This window comes from Porphyromonas sp. COT-239 OH1446 (assembly GCF_000768875.1).
Lineage (GTDB): Bacteria > Bacteroidota > Bacteroidia > Bacteroidales > Porphyromonadaceae > Porphyromonas.
This window is the reverse complement of the sequence record NZ_JRAO01000010.1, coordinates 12115-29190: the sequence shown is the minus strand read 5'-3', so window position 1 is coordinate 29190 and position 17076 is coordinate 12115. Positions and strand designations below refer to the sequence as shown.

Genomic DNA, 17076 nt, shown 5'->3' with positions numbered 1-17076 from the left:
AGATATACTATGAAACCTTTGGATATTATCAAAAATGGGATCATCACCGAGAACCCTATCTTCGTTCTCTTGCTGGGAATGTGTCCTACGCTGGCAACCACTAGTTCGGCTGAGAATGGACTAGCTATGGGTCTGGCAACAACTTTCGTGTTGATTTGCTCTAATAGTGTCATCTCACTGATCAAGAATTTGATCCCTGACATGGTTCGCATCCCAGGCTATATCGTTGTTATTGCAGGCTTCGTAACCGTCGTGCAGATGCTTATGCAGGCTTATCTACCAGATCTGTATAAGAGCTTAGGCCTCTTCATCCCACTGATTGTAGTGAATTGTATTGTCCTAGGACGTGCCGAGGCTGTTGCAGCCAAGAATAATCTCGTTCACTCTGCCCTTGACGGGATCGGTATTGGTCTTGGTTTTACGTTCTCATTGACCCTGTTAGGTATGGTGCGTGAGCTGCTGGGGACGGGTAAGTTTTTTGGTATATCCCTTTTTGCGGAGGGCTATGGGGCTCTGCTCTTTGTGCTGGCTCCTGGAGCCTTTATTGTGCTGGGCTATTTGATTGCTCTCGTTAACACGATCTCTGGAAAGAAGTCTTAATCCTTTTCACTCCTGATTTGTTATGCTACACTATTTAGTCATATTCGTTGCTGCGGTCTTTGTCAATAACGTTGTTCTCTCCCAATTCCTCGGGATCTGTCCTTTCCTGGGAGTATCCAAAAAGGTGGATACAGCCTTGGGTATGGGAGCTGCCGTTGCTTTTGTTTTGGCTATTGCCACGATCGTAACCTTTCTGATCCAAACTTATATCCTCGAGCCTATGGGGATTACCTATATGCAGACGATCTCATTTATTTTGGTGATCGCAGCATTAGTACAGATGGTTGAGATCATGCTCAAGAAGGTTTCTCCTGCTTTATATCAGGCTCTTGGAGTCTTTCTACCCCTAATCACGACGAATTGCTGCGTGCTTGGGGTAGCCATCCTAGTTATTCAGAAGGAATTTAGTCTACTAGAGAGTGTTATCTATGCAATCTCGACTGCAATAGGATTTACTTTGGCTCTAGTAGTCTTTGCTGGTATACGAGAGCAACTCAGCCGTACGGAGCTCCCAGCAGCCATGCGAGGGATACCTATTGCGCTGATCTCTGCGGGCATCTTGGCAATGGCATTCATGGGCTTTAGTGGCATCGTTCGCCTCTAAGTCGTAAATTCGGGTCTTTGTCGTTTTGTCGAAAAATATTAGCTTTGCTGCGGAGATATTGATTCTCTTTTATCATGTTTGGTTGATGAACTAAACATGTGTGCAAAATTAAAGTATAAAACGATTATGACTACTCAATTAGAAATTTTCAAAGGAGCTCTTGCTCACCGCCATTCGCATTATGCCCTGCGTCCAGAATGGGTGGCCTCTCGGGAGACTGTAGAGGCACTCCTCGGCTCTGTCTTGCAGACAGTCCCTTCGGCATTCAACTCTCAACCAGTACGTATGGTACTCCTCACAGGAGAGGCTCATGCTTCTCACTGGAAGCTCGTGGAGGATGCTTTGATCGGGCTTATGGGTCAAGAGGCTTATGAAGCCAATACCGCCTCTAAGATTCGTCAAGCTTTCGCAAGTGGAGTTGGTACTGTTCTCTTTTTTGATGTCCCTTCTGTGACAGAAGGGTTACAGGCTTCTTTCCCTTCCTATGCAGCGAACTTCCCTATCTGGGCGCAGCAGGTACAAGGTTCTCACCAGCATTCAGTATGGATGGGACTTGATATGCTTGGTTTCGGAGCGAGTCTCCAGCACTATATCGGCATGGTCGACTCTGAAATCAAGGCATTGGCAGAGGTTGATGCTTCTTGGGTATTGACAGCCCAAATGCCTTTTGGTGCTCCCTTGGCAGAAGTTTCTGGAAAAGAAAAGCTTCCTCTTTCCGAAACACTCTTCGTAAAGTAATAGACGTTTACTTACTCTTTAGATACTTGGAGGGGCTATCGAAACATTGCGTTTCGATAGCCCCTCTAAGACATTTATATGTTCTTTTTAGATTCAGAGGTCCATGGGTACCTCCATCAAAAGAATTTGTGTTTCAGGGCTGTCTGATATGATAGAGAGGCTCTCTATCTCCCATGCCCCAAGTCCATCTCTGCTAGTGAGTGGTTGCCCCAATATTGTGGCTGCTCCACTGATGATGAATGCATAGACACCATTCCCCTTGGATTTGATTTTATACTCTGATGTTACTCCTTGATCGAATTTGCCGAGATGGAACCATGCATTTTGGTGTATCCAGACACCATCATCATCTGCGTTGGGCGAAAGAATTTGCTGAAACCGATTCTTCATTCCTTCGACATTCATTGTCATCTGATCATATCGAGGTTTTACGTTTCTACGATTAGGGAAGATCCATATTTGTAGAAATTTGGTCAATCGGTCTGTATTCCTATTGTATTCGCTATGTTCAATCCCTGTCCCAGCACTCATAACCTGAATATCTCCCTGTTTAATAACAGCAACATTCCCAAGCGTATCTCTGTGCTCAAGATCTCCCTCTAGTGGAATGCTGATAATTTCCATATTGTCATGAGGGTGTTTGTCGAATCCTCGTCCTTCTGCCACTGTGTCGTCATTGATCACTCGAAGGACTCCGAAATGCATGCGTTCGGGGTTATAGTAGCCACCAAAACTAAATGTATGACGGGACTGAAGCCATCCCCAGTCAACTTTGCCGCGCGTATCGGCTCGATGAATTAGAAAGTTTGCCATATTGATGAATTAAAAAGTAAATAGGTAACAGAAGAGTACTTTATAAGGTTCGATGTTTATGGGCAACAGTATATGGCTATAACCCCAAAGCCACAATAATAAACAAGAATTTCTCCTGATAAATTCTGCCTACGAAGCCACTATAATTTTCGTGTTGTTGTCGTTCACATTCCGCTCTAAGATAGCGGGTAATTAGATTTCTTTTGCTTCCCTTGTACTGCCCCCAAAGGATGCAGGAATGGTTCATCTAGATAGAGCGATAGCGCTCTAAGTTATCGGTCTTGAGTTCAAATCCCAGCTCAATCGCTCGATAGAGAGGCTGCACCTGATGGTGTGGCCTCTCTTTTTGCGTCTAGTGTATAGATGCCGTTACCCTTTCGGATGAACCTCTATCTAGAGCTTTCATTTCGATCTTATTTGGACCTCGATGGAGAGCCTATTTGAGTCTCTGCTGAGATCCTACTTGAGCCTCGATGGTGATCCTACTTAGATCTCCGCCGAGGCTCTACCTCCCGTCATTTCATAGTATATGATAGTCGGTGTAGCGATCTGTAGTCTTCCCCCCTCTAAGTCCTCTTTGGGGAGCCGGTTAGCGTGGAGAAGAATTAATTATCTTTGTGGCGCTAAAGCAAGAGCTGCTCGGTTCGCTACCTCGCAACTGTGAGGTACTGCGATGAAAAGGGAAGTCGGTGTGAGTCCGACACTATCCCCGTAGCCGTGAGGTTGTCATGGTACTGCCCGAAGCCACTGTCGTTGGCCGGAGATCGGGATGAGATCGCCCGCTGAGGATGGGAAGGCGCAGTACCCTAGACCAAGTCGGAAGACCTGCCGAGGTAGGCTCGCAATAGATTTCTTTCGGGTCGAAGAGAAGTCGTTGCGCATAGCACTTGGGTTGGATAAATATTAGACTTCGTACCTAACATGGACATGGCCTCGGTCGTGCCATGTGCTTGCGCTACACACCTGTAGACCTCATGTTTAACTTATACGAATAGGATAGGATTATGAGACAGATGAAACGAACCGTCTTGTACTTAACTTGCCTTTTGGCCTTGGCTGCATGCTCTAGTGAGCAAAGCGGACAGAAACAACCCACCTCGCACAGCTATGATGCAGAGGATCTAAACTTCCCCGTCGAGATACGCCATGCCAAGGGCTTTACTGTTGTTAATCACGAGGGCTACAAGGAGGTTGTAGTATTCGTTCCCGATGCCCCTACCGATACTCTAGCACACTACATCCTCTATCCTCGGCAGGCGAAGCCTCAGATCCCAACCTCTGCACATGCACGCTTCATCCCCGTTCCTGCCCGATCGCTCGGTTGTCTCTCGACTACTGAGATCGGGGTGCTTCCCATTCTAGACCTACGCCACGTACTTGTGGCCTGCGGTGATGTGCGCAATATCAATGACAGTCTCCTGCGAGAGCGGGTAGAGCAGGGCGAGATCATCCAAATTGGTCGAGGAATGAGCCGTGATGTCGAGCAGATCATTGCTGCTCGTCCAGAGGTGCTGATGCAGAACTTCGCAGACATTACCGATAAGGATGAAGATATTGTTGCCTCAGGGATCGAGATCGTTCTCTTCAACAATTGGAAGGAGCAGAGCCTCCTTGGCCGGGCTGAATGGCTCAAAATGATCGGGATGCTCTTTGCTCGAAATCAAGTTGCTGATGAAGCGTTCAAACATATTGAGGAGCAATACCTTGAAGCAAAGCGTATTGTGGAGCATGATACTGAGTTTATTCCCATCATGTATGGTCAGGACTACAAGGGAGCATGGTATGTACCTGGTGAATACTCGTACGTTACGACGATGTTTCGTGATGCTCGTGTGCGCTATGACTCTATCCCAGGACAGGTGGCCAATCAGCCTGTGAGCTTCGAGCATGTCTTCAGTCGTCATCGTCATGCTAAGATCTGGATCTGCATGATGACAGGTAAGATCAAAACTATGGAGGATTTCCTCTCGCTTAATGATCGCTACGGACACTTCGATGCTGCCAAGACGGGCCAGGTCTGGGTCGATCGCAAGCGAGTCAATGAATACGGAGGCAATGACTTTTGGGAGAGTGGCCCTTATCATCCCCATCTCCTGCTCAAGGATCTGATCAAGATCTCTAGGCCTCACTTGCTCCCCGATTATGAAACGACTTACTGGATGGAGCTCAAGCGATGAACTTACGTATTACGTTGCTCTTTTTCCTCATCTCGCTCGGCATCCTGCTGGCTTTCTCTATAGACATCATGTGGGGCAAGATCTCTGTACCAGCCTCCGAAGTCTGGGCCTCGCTCCTCGGTCGAGCAGAAGATGATACCTTTGGCTATGTGATCCAAAACTTCCGTTTGCCGAAGGCTCTGACCGCACTCTTTGCAGGGGCGGGGATCGCAACGGCAGGTCTGCAGATGCAGAGTCTCTTCCGCAATCCTTTAGCCGATACCTCGATCCTCGGGATCAATAGTGGGGCAGGGGTCGGGGTCGCTATTTATACGATGGCCTTTACGATCTTCCCCAGTATGTTGGGTAGCGCAGGGGTAATTAACAATTGGGGGGTAATCATATCAGCCTGTCTGGGCTCGATGGCGGTGCTCCTGATGATCTCTATTGTTGCCAGTCGTTTGCACGATATCGTTTCGGTACTCATTGTCGGAGTTATGGTCGGTTTCTTGGCGAGTTCGATCATTTCAATCCTGCAGTTTTTTAGCGATGAGGAGACCCTCAAAACCTATTTGCTTTGGTCTTTCGGGAGTGTCTCTGGAACTACTTGGCGTCAGCTCAGTCTCATGCTCCCTGTTGTTGGTGTTGGATTGTTCCTTTCACTTCTTATGCCTAAGCAGATGAATGCTCTCGCTCTAGGGGAGAACTATGCCCGCTCGGTCGGGACGAATGTTCGACTGGTACGTATTGCTCTAGTCTGCATCACCAGCCTCATTACGGGTTGTATAACAGCCTTTACAGGGCCTATCGCTTTTCTCGGAATGGCTGTTCCACACTTCGCCCGTATGGCCTTCGGCACAGCCGACCATCGAATCCTAATCCCTGCGACTATGCTCTCGGGCTCTTTGCTGCTCCTACTGTGCGACATCTTCACTCAGATGCCAGGACAGCAATTTGTCTTGCCGATCAATGCGATTACGTCTCTCATCGGAGCCCCTGTGGTGATCCTCGTGGTCATGAACTCTAGATCCAAACGACAAATTTTCGGCTCATGATGAAGCAGACGACTAATCTAGACCTAATCAACCTCTCGACTGGTTACAGCAGAGGACGAATACAACGAGAGGTCTCCCGACAAATCAATCTCTCGATCCCTGTGGGGCAGGTTGTGATGCTCATGGGCCCCAATGGTAGTGGCAAGTCTACCCTCATGCATACGATCGCAGGGCTGCTCCCTCCTAGAGCAGGAGAGGTCCAAATCTCTGGCCATCCCATTGCAGGGCTCAAGATGAAACAGATCGCCAAGCTCCTAAGTCTCGTCTTGACCGAGAAGATCTCTCCAGGAAATATGAATGTGTGGGATATTATCTCCATTGGCCGCTATCCCTATGTCAATTACCGAGGTACGCTAGGGCAGGAGGATCGATCCTGCATCCGATCTGCTGTAGCCCAATGTCGCCTCGAAGGGATGGAGCATCGCCTCTACACTGAACTGAGTGATGGGGAGAAGCAGCGAGTCATGATCGCCCGAGCCCTAACGCAGCAGACCCCGGTGATCCTCCTAGACGAACCTACCGCTCACCTAGACCTCCCCTCTCGACTGGAGGTGATTATGATGCTAAGACGGATGGCTAGAGAGCTAGACAAGACGATCCTCATCTCCACTCATGAGCTCGATCTGGCCCTTGGCTGGGCCGATACTATTTGGCTAATGGGCCGAGATGGGGCGATCATCAGTGGTGCCCCCGAAGACCTCGTCCTACAGGGGGATATCGAGCGAGTCTTTGGCAATCCGAGTCTGAGCTACGATCTATCCCGAGGTGAGTTCTCCGTTCGACAGCAGGACAATAGGCCTATTTACCTAAGTGGGCATGATGTTCGCTATGGTTGGACGGTACGGGCACTCAGTCGGGCAGGCTACGATGCCGTCCCTAGACGAGCAGACCTGCACTGCCCTGAGGTTTCTCTAGAGCATGAGGGCTGGCGGCTGCTGCATGGCTCTTACGAGCAGCTCTGTTCGAGCATTGCCACTCTTCTAGAGGCACTTCAGAAGCTGGATACTTAATCTTTCGAGACACTATGACAGCTGTATATCGCATCTTATACCTGCTGGATGAGCATACCAGCATCGCCCCTATCGAGGCTGATGAAGCTATCCGAGTGCAGCGGCTCTCGGTCGGGGAGCTAGATCGAGGGAGCGAAGATGCCTGGCAAGCTGTTCGAGAGTCAGACTTTATCCTTCTGCTCACCCATGGTAGTATAGCCGTCTTCCGTAGCTATACTCGTTTGCGGCAGATGCTTCGAGCCTCTCAGATGCTTTTCGTTCAGAATAGTATGGAGGACGAGATGCAGGAGATCATCCCTACACTCTCGATCAGTTGGTCAGACTACCACACCATCCTGCGCTATATCAAGAGTCGAAGCCGAGACAATCTTAGGCAGCTGCACCGATACTTAGCCCATCGTTTCGCAGGCCTTCCCTACAGCTACGAGCCTGTACAATTGCCCCGATGGCAGGGTCTGTATGATCCCGACATAGGGGAAGAACTGGATGCTGAGGCCTATCTACGCCTCTCCCTAGAGGCTAAGAGACGGGGAGAGTATGTCTGTGGCCTTATCTTCGCCCAGTACCTAGTAGCGACAGACAACCTCCTACATATCAATGCACTCATCAGACATCTACGCTCGCTAGGAGTCTTTGTCCTGCCCCTCTATACCACAGCCTCTATTGATGCTACGACGGGAGAGAGAGGGCTCACCTATGCTGTAGAGCAATATCTATACCATCAGGGAGAGCTATTGCCTGATGTTCTGATCAATACCATGCCCTATTCACTGGGAATCTTCGAACCTACTGGGGCCGTTTGGCAAGGAGGAGAGCAGATGAGTCTCCTCGAGCGTCTTGGTCTCCCTGTGCTTCAGGCCTATACAACCTACTTCAGTGCCTCGGAGTGGAGAGAGCGAGTGGAGGGGCTAGATACGATCTCGCTCATCTCCTCGGTTTACTACCCAGAGTTCGACGGTCAGATCAATGGCTACCCGATCGGCTCAAGGGAGCATCGGGAGGAGGATGGCTTGAGCTACTTCGCCCCGCTGGACGAGGGCATCGACGTGGTGGCTCGTCTAGCTACTCGATGGGCGAGGCTGAGGCATTTACCTCATGCCGAGAAGCGTGTCGCTATCATCCTGCACAATATGCCTCCTCGCAATGACTCTATCGGCTCGGCAGCAGGACTGGACAGCCCCGCCTCGGTGCTGGCCTTGCTGGGACAGATGGAGCAGATGGGTATCGAGATAGGGAGACACTACGAGAGTGGCGATGAGCTCATCTCCGAGATCATTAGCGGGGTGAGCAATGACCTGGGCTGGTTGGGAGACGATGAAGTCCTGCAGAGAGCCGTGGCAAAGATCCCGACGAGGCTCTATCAAAGGTGGTACGAGGCCCTAGAGTCCAAGACACAAGAAGCCCTACTTAGGAGCTGGGGCGATGCCCCGGGAGACTTTAGGGTCTTGAGGGATCAGATGCCTGTGCCAGGCGTCATGCACGGCAAGCTCTTCATAGGCCTACAGCCCCCTAGAGGGTACGAGGAGCATGCTGAGGAGATCTACCACAGCACAGATATTTGTCCGCCTCATTACTACATTGCCTTCTATCGTTGGGTGCGCTATGTCTTCGAGGCAGATCTGATCATTCATATTGGCACTCATGGCTCCCTCGAATGGCTTCCAGGCAAGGAGAAGGGGCTCTCGAAGGCCTGCTTCCCTCAGGTCTCTATCGACGACCTTCCCCACCTCTATCTCTATAACACAGCTGTTATCGGTGAAGGAATTCAGGCGAAGCGTCGTTCGGCTGCTGTCCTGCTCAATCACTTAGAGCCCTCATCTCAGGAGAGTGGTACTTATGACGAGTTGGCCGACCTCGATGGGGCGATCACTCGTTACCTCTCCGGTAGCCTCCCCGATGCTCAGGCCCTCAGCTTGAGGGAAGAGATCCTGGCCCAGGCTCGAGAACTCTCCTTAGACAAAGATATAGAGCATATCGAAGTGGTTGATAGCCCCGAGGAGATGATCTTGGCTCTGCACCGATGGATTGGTGTGATCAAGCAGTCTATGGTCAAGGATGGGCTTCATATCTTTGGTGAACCACCTAGAGGCGAGCTTCTAGACAATTACCTTCGGGTGCTGGTTCGTCGCCCTATCGGACAAGTTCCCTCATTGCCTCAAGCCCTGGCAGCCTACTATGGCTACGACTATGATGAGCTGAGGGCTGAGCCCGAGCGCAGATGGCCGTGCGGGCGCACCTCTGTCATGGTCATCGATCAGCTGATTGAGCGAGCCCGTAGCCTCGTCAAGGCTCTGAGCGGCCTCGGCTATACCCAAACCCCGACCGCTGAGAGCCTAAGAGAGCTGCTGGGAGAGGGTGGGGAGCTAGCCCCTGTGGAAGCTGTACTTGAGCTGATGTCTCGAGAGGTCTACCCTAGGCTACAGCGTACTCGGGAGGAGCTCTCCCTCTTTGCCCTCGGGGCAGGGGCAGGCTTTGTCCTCCCTGGGCAGGGCGGTAGCCCTACAAGGGGCAATCTCGGCATCCTGCCCACAGGGCGCAATATGTATGCCATCGATCCTGGGGAGATCCCCTCACACGCTGCCTACAAGACTGGCCAAAGGTTGGGTGAGCAGCTCCTAGCTCGTTACCAGAGGGATGAGGGCAAGCTCCCCGAGAGCATCGCCATAGTCCTCTACTCGGGCGATCAGATGCGCACCTATGGGGAGGATATTGCCGAGATCCTTTGGCTGATGGGTTTGCGTCCAGTGTGGCTCAGCGACACCTCGGATCGGGTACTCTCTCTAGAGGTGATCCCCCTGCAGGAGCTTGGCCGAGCTCGCATCGACGTCGTCTGCCGTATCTCAGGCCTATTGAGAGATACTTTCCCTACGATTATCCAGCTGTTGGATGAGGCTGTCCGCCTGGTTATTGCCCTGGATGAAGACCCTCAGGACAACTTCGTCAAGAAGCACTACGAGGAGGATCTCGGGTGTCTGCTCTCCGAGGGTATAGACCCTGCTGTGGCGATGCAGGAGGCCGCTATTCGAGTCTTTGGCTGCCCCCCGGGGACTTATGGTGGAGGGGTAGATGCTATTGTTGAGTCGAAGCAGTGGGAGAGCTCCGACGATCTCGGTACGGTCGCCATCACTTGGGGGGCTCATGCCTATACCTCGGAGCTACATGGCACTGTCTCGAGGCGGAGCTTCGAGCGGCAACTCTCCAAGGTACAGGCGACGGTGAAGAATGAGAATATCATCAACTTCGACCTCTTCGATGTAGACGATGAGTTCATCTACCACGGGGGGCTCATCGCAGCGGTCAAGAAGTGTAGTGGTCGCCCTCCTCGTTCCTACTATGGCAATAGCTCTGACCCCGATATGACGGTGGTGCGATCGGTGCAGGAGGAGGCTGCCCGTGTGCTGCGCTCTCGGGTCTTGAACCCTCTATGGATCGAGGGTCTCAAGCGTCATGGCTACCGAGGGGCAAGGGATCTGTCCTACAATATGGACAATATCTTCGGATGGGATGCTACCTCGGACATCATTGAGGACTGGAGCTATGAGGCTATTGCCGAGCACCTCTTGGGCAAGGCAGAGCATAGGGACTGGATCGCAGAGGTCAATCCCTGGGCTCTCGGCGAGATCGCAGAGAGGCTGCTCGAGGCTGCCCAGCGAGGCCTGTGGCAAGCCTCTGCCGAAACTCTAGAGATGGTCGAGGCAGTCTATCTACATATTGAAGGGTTACTAGAGCAGAAGAATGAATAGGCCGTATGGCCGAATGATCCTATATTCAGAATGTTAGTGAACGAAAAGATACAGAGATACCCCTTCTCTGCAGTCGTCGGACAGGAGAAGATGAAGAGAGCCCTGCTGCTCAACCTCATAGACCCCTCGCTCGGTGGGGTACTGATCCTGGGGGAGAAGGGGACGGCTAAGTCCACCATCGTACGAGCCCTCTCGACCCTCGTCGAGGGGATGCGTGTTGTGGAGCTGCCCATTGCCTCTACGGAGGATAAACTCATCGGATCGGTCGATATAGAGCATGCCCTCAAGACTGGGGAGGTGCGCTTCGATCCAGGCATCCTCTATCATGCCCATGGCAATCTACTCTATGTGGACGAGATCAACCTCCTCGAGGATCACTTGGTAGATGCCCTGCTCGACGTCGCTGCCATGGGGATAAACCACATAGAGCGAGAAGGGGTGTCGTATAGCCACCCAGCCCGCTTTGCCCTCGTGGGGACAATGAACCCCGAGGAGGGAGACCTAAGGCCTCAGCTCCTAGATCGCTTCGCCATGTCGGTAGAGGTGTCGGGGGAGCGAGACTTAGTCCTAAGGGCTGAGATCCTGAGGCGTCGCCTCGAATATGAGCGAGACCCCTCGGCTTTTGTCCATAGGTACGATGAGGAGGAGCATCAGCTCTCCGAGGCTATCCTCCTGGCCCGTTGCCTCCTACCCTCTGTCGCCTATAGCGATGAGGTCCTTGAGCTGATTGCCCGCATGTCGATCGCCCTAGAGGTCGATGGCCATAGAGCAGATATTATGCTGCTCAAGGCTTCACTAGCCTTGGCAGCCTACGAGGGGCAGAGGGCTGTAACCCCTGAGCACGTCTATGAGGCGGCCGAGCTAGTTCTGCCGCATCGTCTGCGCCGCCTGCCCTTCGACACGGCCTACTTCTCTGCCGAGCAAATCCGGCAGTTTTGCGCCCAATTTGTCGTAACCCCTTAAAGATTATGGCCTATACCTTCTCGCATATTACGGCACAGCCTCGGGCACAGCTAGCTCTCCTGCTCGCCCTCGTAGAGGGGGGAGGGAGCTCGGTGCTGCTCTCCTCGGCCAAGGGTATGGGCAAGAGCATGATGTTGGAGAGCCTCCGCAGCCTTGCTCCCGAGAGGAGCATCCTGCGCATTCCCAGCTCGACAACTCAGGAGATGCTTGGTGATCGAGCAGATCTCTCTCGCCTTTTGAGCCAGGGTGTTTGGGTCGAGCAGGCAGGTCTTCTGCAGCGTATGTCGGGCTCTATCGTCTTGATGGACAATGTCAATTTGCTACCGTCCTCGGTGGTGCGCTCGATCCTCTCCCATGCCGAAGGGCTAGGCGAGGGTGAGCGATGTATCATCATCGCTGCGACTACTCCTGAGGAGGGGGCTCTGCCCTCTGGGGTGCTCGACCTCTTTGATCTCTTCGTCGAGCTCGAGCCTATCACTTCTGTGCCTCTACGCTGCCGCGTCATGCGAGACGCACTGCGTACGGGCGAGGAGGTCTCGGAGCAGGCTACGATCGACCTCGTACGGGATGCTGCCGTCCGCTACCCCGAGGTGCTGGTCTCTGGTGAGATCTATATGCAAGCGGCGGAGCTCTGTCGTGAGGCCTACGTCCTGGGGCATCGGGCAGATCTCGCCCTAGTCAGGACGGCCAAAGCCTATGCTGCCTGGCAGGGGAAGCGAGCTGCTGACCGTTCGGATTTGATGGCTGTACGGGATCTCGTCCTCTTGCATCGCCTGCTCCATGCTACACAGCCTGAGGAGGCAGAGCAGCCCGAGAGCCCACCATCGGCCCCACAGACAGAGCAGTCCCCTAACTCTGAGGCCGACTCCCCCTCGGAGCAGCATGATGAGCCTAGAGAGGCCGAACCTCTCGATCGTCCCGAGGACTTGCCCTCGAGCCCTCAGCTCGAAGCGGGAGCCTCGGAGCGGCAGAGCGATATTGCCCACCTAGGACTCTCCTACGACCCTGTGGATATGCTCCAGAGGGGGCTCTCTCGAGAGCAAGGTATGGGCCGACGGATCAAGAGTATTGCCAGCAGCTCAAGAGGGAGGTTTAGACGGGCCGAGATCCCTCGGACGGCCGAGCTGGATCTCTCTGTGATGGCTACGCTTCGGGCGGCTGCTCCCTATCAGTATGGGCGGAGGGCGGAGGGCGAGCGTCGGGTGATCGTCGAGCCCTCGGACTACCGCAATAAGCATCGTACCCGACGCAGTGGCTACCACATCCTCTTCCTCGTCGATGCCTCGGGCTCGATGGGGGTGCGTCGACGGATGAGTCAAGTCAAGGCCACGATCCTAGAGCTACTACAGGAGGCCTATGTTCAGCGAGATCATGTGGCGTTGATGAGCTTTAGGGGTGATGAGGCGAAGCTCATCCTCCCCTTCACCCGTAGCATGTCTCGGGCCTATAATCTGCTGGCAGAGATCAAGACCGGAGGGCGTACGCCACTCTACCTCGGCCTCAGCAGAGCCTATGAGCTCTTGCTCAGTGAGCAGAGAAAGCATAGAGATCTCTCGCCCGTGGTTGTCCTACTGAGCGATGGCCGTGCGACCTCGGAGCACCTGGCCGAGAATACCCATACAGCCATCCTCGAGATGGCCCGCAAGGTCTCGGGCAGAGTCATCCGCTCGATCGTTATCGATACCGAGGAGGGCTTCATACGTCTCGGGCGTGCTCGGGATATTGCCCGAGAAATTGGGGCGCATTATTACACCTTGGATTCGCTGATTGTGGAGCATCCGACCTCCCCTTTTCAGCATCCGAAGGGTTCTCGACAGAGATCTCGGTAGCTTCGCAACCGAAGGCCTAGATAGGATCTCAGTTGAGGTTTAAGTAGGAGCGCAGTTGAGGTCCAAATAGGACTTCACTCGAGGTCTAAGTAGGAGCATAGGGGAGGCCTATTGGGAGAGTTTGGAGAGAAGTGGATGAGGCTTTAGGGCAGAATCTCCGAGGAAGTGCCTCTCCAGCGATTACGAACTATAGTTGTCGAACAAGTATAAACTTATAGCAATGTCTACACAGAAGCAACGAGCCGAATTTGGCCGAGAGCAGTTGCTCTTCCGATCGCCTATGGGCGATGCTGCTTACTTTCACAACGAAAGTATGATCATCGAGTTTGCGGCTCGACGTGGAGTGGTCAGCACCTCCAACCTCAACGGAGGGTATCGCACGGATCTTCAGTACGCCTTTAATCACAGCTGTGGGCGCGATTTGGCGATTCAACAGAAGCGTTGTCCAGGGCTCAAGGGGGCGAACATCCAGGAGCATTATGCAGCGATTGCCTGCGAGTTGGGCCTTCCGCCCGACAGTACTACGGGCATGGGGACGGCTGCCCTGATCGAGAATGCAGCCATTGCTCGAGCTTCCCATCACGGTGTCGAGGTTATGGCTGTAGCTACAGCGGGGATTGATGTCAATGGAGGCAGGGCCGCAGACCCTGCTGCCTATGATGAGTTTGAGCGACGCAGCCTACTCCTACCTGCGGGGACGATCAATGTCTTCCTCTTCATCAATGCCCGCCTCGATGCTGGGGCTCTGACCCGAGCTGTGATGACCGCTACCGAGGCCAAGACCGTCGCCCTGGATGAGCTCATGGCCCCCAGCATGTACTCCGAGGGCAAAGCCACTGGCTCGGGGACGGATTCGTTGATCGTCATCTGCAACGACGAGTCAGAGCTTGTCCTCTACAACACGGGCAAGCACGTCCTGCTCGGTGAGATGATCGGTGTAACCGTGCGAGATGCTGTTACCGAGGCCCTGGCCAAGCAGACAGGTATGACGCCGCAGCGTCAGGCCTCGGTTGAGCATCAGGCCAAACGTTATGATCTGACCAAGCAGGCGATCATTCGTTATTGCCAGCATGCCCATCCCGACGCCTCAGTGGAGCAGCTTGAGCCCGTGATGGAGCTCCTCGATAGAGACCCCCACGTACTGGCTCAGATGGCCTCGCTGGTGCATCTGATCGATCAACATCGCTGGGGCATCCTCCCGCTTGAGGCCCTGCTCGAGGCGAGTCAGCAGGCCCTCGACCATCTGCTCTCGAGCGAAGGCCTTGCCCCTCTAGATCTCTCCCGAGAGCGTAAGCACCGCCCCGCTCCCAATCAACCCTATTACAAGACGTTACTCTCTGATATGAGGCTGTGCCTAGCACACCTCCTCTATCATAGAGCTTATCGATAACAAACACTAATTATTCACAATTTAACTCACTACAATGATGAACAAGTTATCTTTACTTCTGCTCGTAGGAGGTTTGTCCGCCACCACAGCTGTGGCCGCTCCAGCCCTCGAGCAGATCGACTCTCTTCGCTCAAAGGATTTGGGCGAGCTAGTCGTCTATGGTACTCGTAGCGTGCAGCCCCTCAAGAAGGTGCCTGGTAAGATCGAACTGATCCAAGCCCCTCAGATCGAGCGCAGCAGCTATTCCAATCTCTCAGACCTACTCAAAAACAAGGGGTCGGTCGATGTGATCCAGTACCCTGGCTTCCTGGCCAATGTTGGTATTCGTGGCTTTAGACCTGGCGACAAGTACACGACAGTCTTGATCAATGGTATTCCTCTCGGTTCGGGTAATATCTCCACCATCGGTCTGACCAATATCGAGCAGATCGAGGTCCTCAAGGGTCCCTTCTCTTCAGTCTATGGTACTAATGCGATGGGAGGGGTGGTCAATGTGATCACCAAGCGTAACAAGGGGCAGCTCAAGGGAACTCTCTCGAGCTCGGCTGGTAGCTATGGCCTAGGCTCTGGCTCTCTGAGCCTCGGTGGGCATATTGTTGATAACCTGAGCTTCGACCTGAGTGCCTCCTACAATGCTCGTGCTCATAATTACAAGCTAGGGAGCAAAAACTTCCTCTCTCTCACGCAGGCCGAGCAAGATTTGCTTGACCCCAATACCAAGGGTATTCGTATGCCTAGCAGCACCTATGGTGTCGCCTCGGGTAACCTGCGTGTGGGCTACGACTTCTCGGAGGATTGGTCGCTCAACTTCTATGAGAACTTCTTCCTCGGCTCTAGCATCTACAACGGAGGGTCTATTTGGGGCGTGTATGGCTCTAGCAAGAAGGATCTTAACCGCTCTACAACTTCGTTTGAGCTGGCTGGACGTGTGGCAGGCATTCACCGCCTCACCTTCACCCCTTATCTCTCGCTCGAGAAGGCGGACAACTACAACGATGCTACCGACAAGGCTTACATCAGCTCCGTCTCGGATACCCGTACCTATGGAGCGATCCTACAGGATCAGATGCGTCTCGGAAGCCACATCCTTACCCTCGGGTTGGACTACAAGACGAGCGATTACCGTACCGAACGCTACAAGGCTGACGGATCGGCCAATACGCTCTACAAGCCTAACTACAAGACCAATAGCCTCGGCTTCTTCGCTCAGGGAAGTCTCTACCTCCTCGACGATGCTCTGAGCGTAGCGGCAGGGGTGCGTGGAGACCTCATGCGCTTCGATCTTGAGGCCTATGCACCCCTCAAGAGTGCTGCCAAGAGAGAGACGCACACAGTCCTCTCGCCCAACTTGGGGCTCAAGTACGAGATCATCAAGGGGCTGCGTTTGCATGCCTCTGCTGGGAGTGCCTTCGCTGCTCCAGATGCTTATCAGAAGGCTGGTAGCTACGTTATGGGGAATAGGCTCACTCAGGGTAATCCTGACCTCAAGCCCGAGCGTTCTCTGACTATCGATGCAGGGGTAGGTTATAGCAACCATGAGGCTGGTATCGAGGTCGATGTAACCCTCTTCGACACGAGACACAAGGATATGATCATCTCGCACAATACTGGCCAGCAGGTGGATGGGCTCAACCTCTCTACCTTCATCAATGCCGATGAGGCGCACATGAGGGGCTTGGAGGCTATACTCTCGTATGACTTCGGTTCTTTGGCCGCCTATGCCTTCTCTCTGAGAGCCTACGTCAATGCGACCATCATGCTCAAGACCAAGATGAAGGTCAAGGATAAATGGACAGATATGCGCTACGTTCGTGATCAGAACATCACCTTCGGCCTTGAGTACCAGGGCGAGGACGGTCTAGAGCTAGGTCTCGGTGGTCGCTTCCTTGGTAAGAGATGGGAAGACAACTGGTTTACCTATTACCCTAAGCTCCGTCCTAATGTTACGCAGAGTGTTACTCGCCATCCCTCTGCTATGATCTTCAACGCTTCTGCCCACTACAACCTCACCAAGCAACTACGCCTTGGGGTGAATTTCGATAACCTCCTCGACGAGCACTACACGGAGAAGGATGGTTACCACATGATGGGTCGCAGCTTCATGATCAAGGCTTCTTACCGCTTCTAGTTCCCCTAGAGGCTTAGCCCTCCTCCTCTCTCGAGGAGATATACACT

The 17076-nt window shown here is 53.1% G+C and carries 12 protein-coding genes and 1 riboswitch; of the genes, 11 read left to right on the top strand and 1 reads right to left on the bottom strand.

Annotated features, from left to right (window positions below):
• Nucleotides 1–9 precede the first annotated feature (9 nt).
• The 3 genes from HQ37_RS01870 to HQ37_RS01860 all read left to right on the top strand — a co-directional run bounded on the left by HQ37_RS01870 (nucleotide 10) and on the right by HQ37_RS01860 (nucleotide 1942).
• A complete protein-coding gene (locus tag HQ37_RS01870) occupies nucleotides 10–600 on the top strand; it encodes an RnfABCDGE type electron transport complex subunit E (protein ID WP_036879620.1) in 591 nt (196 codons plus the stop codon).
• 22 nt (nucleotides 601–622) lie between these two features.
• A complete protein-coding gene (gene rsxA, locus HQ37_RS01865) occupies nucleotides 623–1204 on the top strand; it encodes an electron transport complex subunit RsxA (RefSeq protein ID WP_036879616.1) in 582 nt (193 codons plus the stop codon).
• Between the two features lie 126 nt (nucleotides 1205–1330).
• Nucleotides 1331–1942 (top strand): nitroreductase family protein, encoded by a 612-nt coding sequence (locus HQ37_RS01860; RefSeq protein WP_036879613.1) that lies wholly within the window; start codon nucleotides 1331–1333, stop codon nucleotides 1940–1942.
• A gap of 93 nt (nucleotides 1943–2035) precedes the next feature.
• Here the strand turns inward: HQ37_RS01860 and HQ37_RS01855 are convergent, their stop codons facing one another.
• Nucleotides 2036–2755, bottom strand: coding sequence for a pirin family protein (locus tag HQ37_RS01855; RefSeq protein ID WP_036879610.1), 720 nt, complete (start codon nucleotides 2753–2755; stop codon nucleotides 2036–2038).
• Between the two features lie 623 nt (nucleotides 2756–3378).
• Nucleotides 3379–3603, top strand: a riboswitch (cobalamin riboswitch).
• Between the two features lie 165 nt (nucleotides 3604–3768).
• Between HQ37_RS01855 and HQ37_RS01850 the strand changes: the two genes are divergently transcribed.
• The 8 genes from HQ37_RS01850 (at nucleotide 3769) to HQ37_RS01815 (ending at nucleotide 17029) form a co-directional block, all read left to right on the top strand.
• Nucleotides 3769–4932, top strand: a complete 1164-nt coding sequence (locus HQ37_RS01850) for an ABC transporter substrate-binding protein (protein ID WP_152566766.1) — start codon at nucleotides 3769–3771, stop codon at nucleotides 4930–4932.
• Nucleotides 4929–5966, top strand: coding sequence for an iron ABC transporter permease (locus tag HQ37_RS01845; protein WP_036879603.1), 1038 nt, complete (start codon nucleotides 4929–4931; stop codon nucleotides 5964–5966). The genes HQ37_RS01850 and HQ37_RS01845 overlap by 4 nt, the downstream gene beginning before the upstream one ends.
• Nucleotides 5963–6976 carry an ABC transporter ATP-binding protein gene (locus tag HQ37_RS01840; RefSeq protein ID WP_235264616.1) on the top strand — a complete coding sequence of 338 codons (1014 nt, stop codon included), beginning with the start codon at nucleotides 5963–5965 and terminating at the stop codon, nucleotides 6974–6976. Before HQ37_RS01845 ends, HQ37_RS01840 begins: the two co-directional genes overlap by 4 nt.
• Before the next feature lie 14 nt (nucleotides 6977–6990).
• Nucleotides 6991–10719 carry a cobaltochelatase subunit CobN gene (gene cobN, locus HQ37_RS01835; RefSeq protein WP_052080689.1) on the top strand — a complete coding sequence of 1243 codons (3729 nt, stop codon included), beginning with the start codon at nucleotides 6991–6993 and terminating at the stop codon, nucleotides 10717–10719.
• Nucleotides 10720–10749: 30 nt separating this feature from the next.
• Nucleotides 10750–11682, top strand: a complete 933-nt coding sequence (locus tag HQ37_RS01830; RefSeq protein WP_036879595.1) for an ATP-binding protein — start codon at nucleotides 10750–10752, stop codon at nucleotides 11680–11682.
• Between the two features lie 5 nt (nucleotides 11683–11687).
• Nucleotides 11688–13511: a VWA domain-containing protein gene (locus HQ37_RS01825; protein WP_036879593.1), complete on the top strand. Its 1824-nt coding sequence runs from the start codon at nucleotides 11688–11690 to the stop codon at nucleotides 13509–13511.
• Nucleotides 13512–13731: 220 nt separating this feature from the next.
• Complete coding sequence (locus tag HQ37_RS01820; RefSeq protein WP_036879590.1) at nucleotides 13732–14901, top strand: adenosylcobinamide amidohydrolase; 1170 nt, start codon at nucleotides 13732–13734, stop codon at nucleotides 14899–14901.
• 34 nt (nucleotides 14902–14935) lie between these two features.
• On the top strand, nucleotides 14936–17029 hold the full coding sequence (locus HQ37_RS01815) for a TonB-dependent receptor domain-containing protein (protein WP_152566765.1): 2094 nt from the start codon (nucleotides 14936–14938) through the stop codon (nucleotides 17027–17029).
• Nucleotides 17030–17076 lie beyond the last annotated feature (47 nt).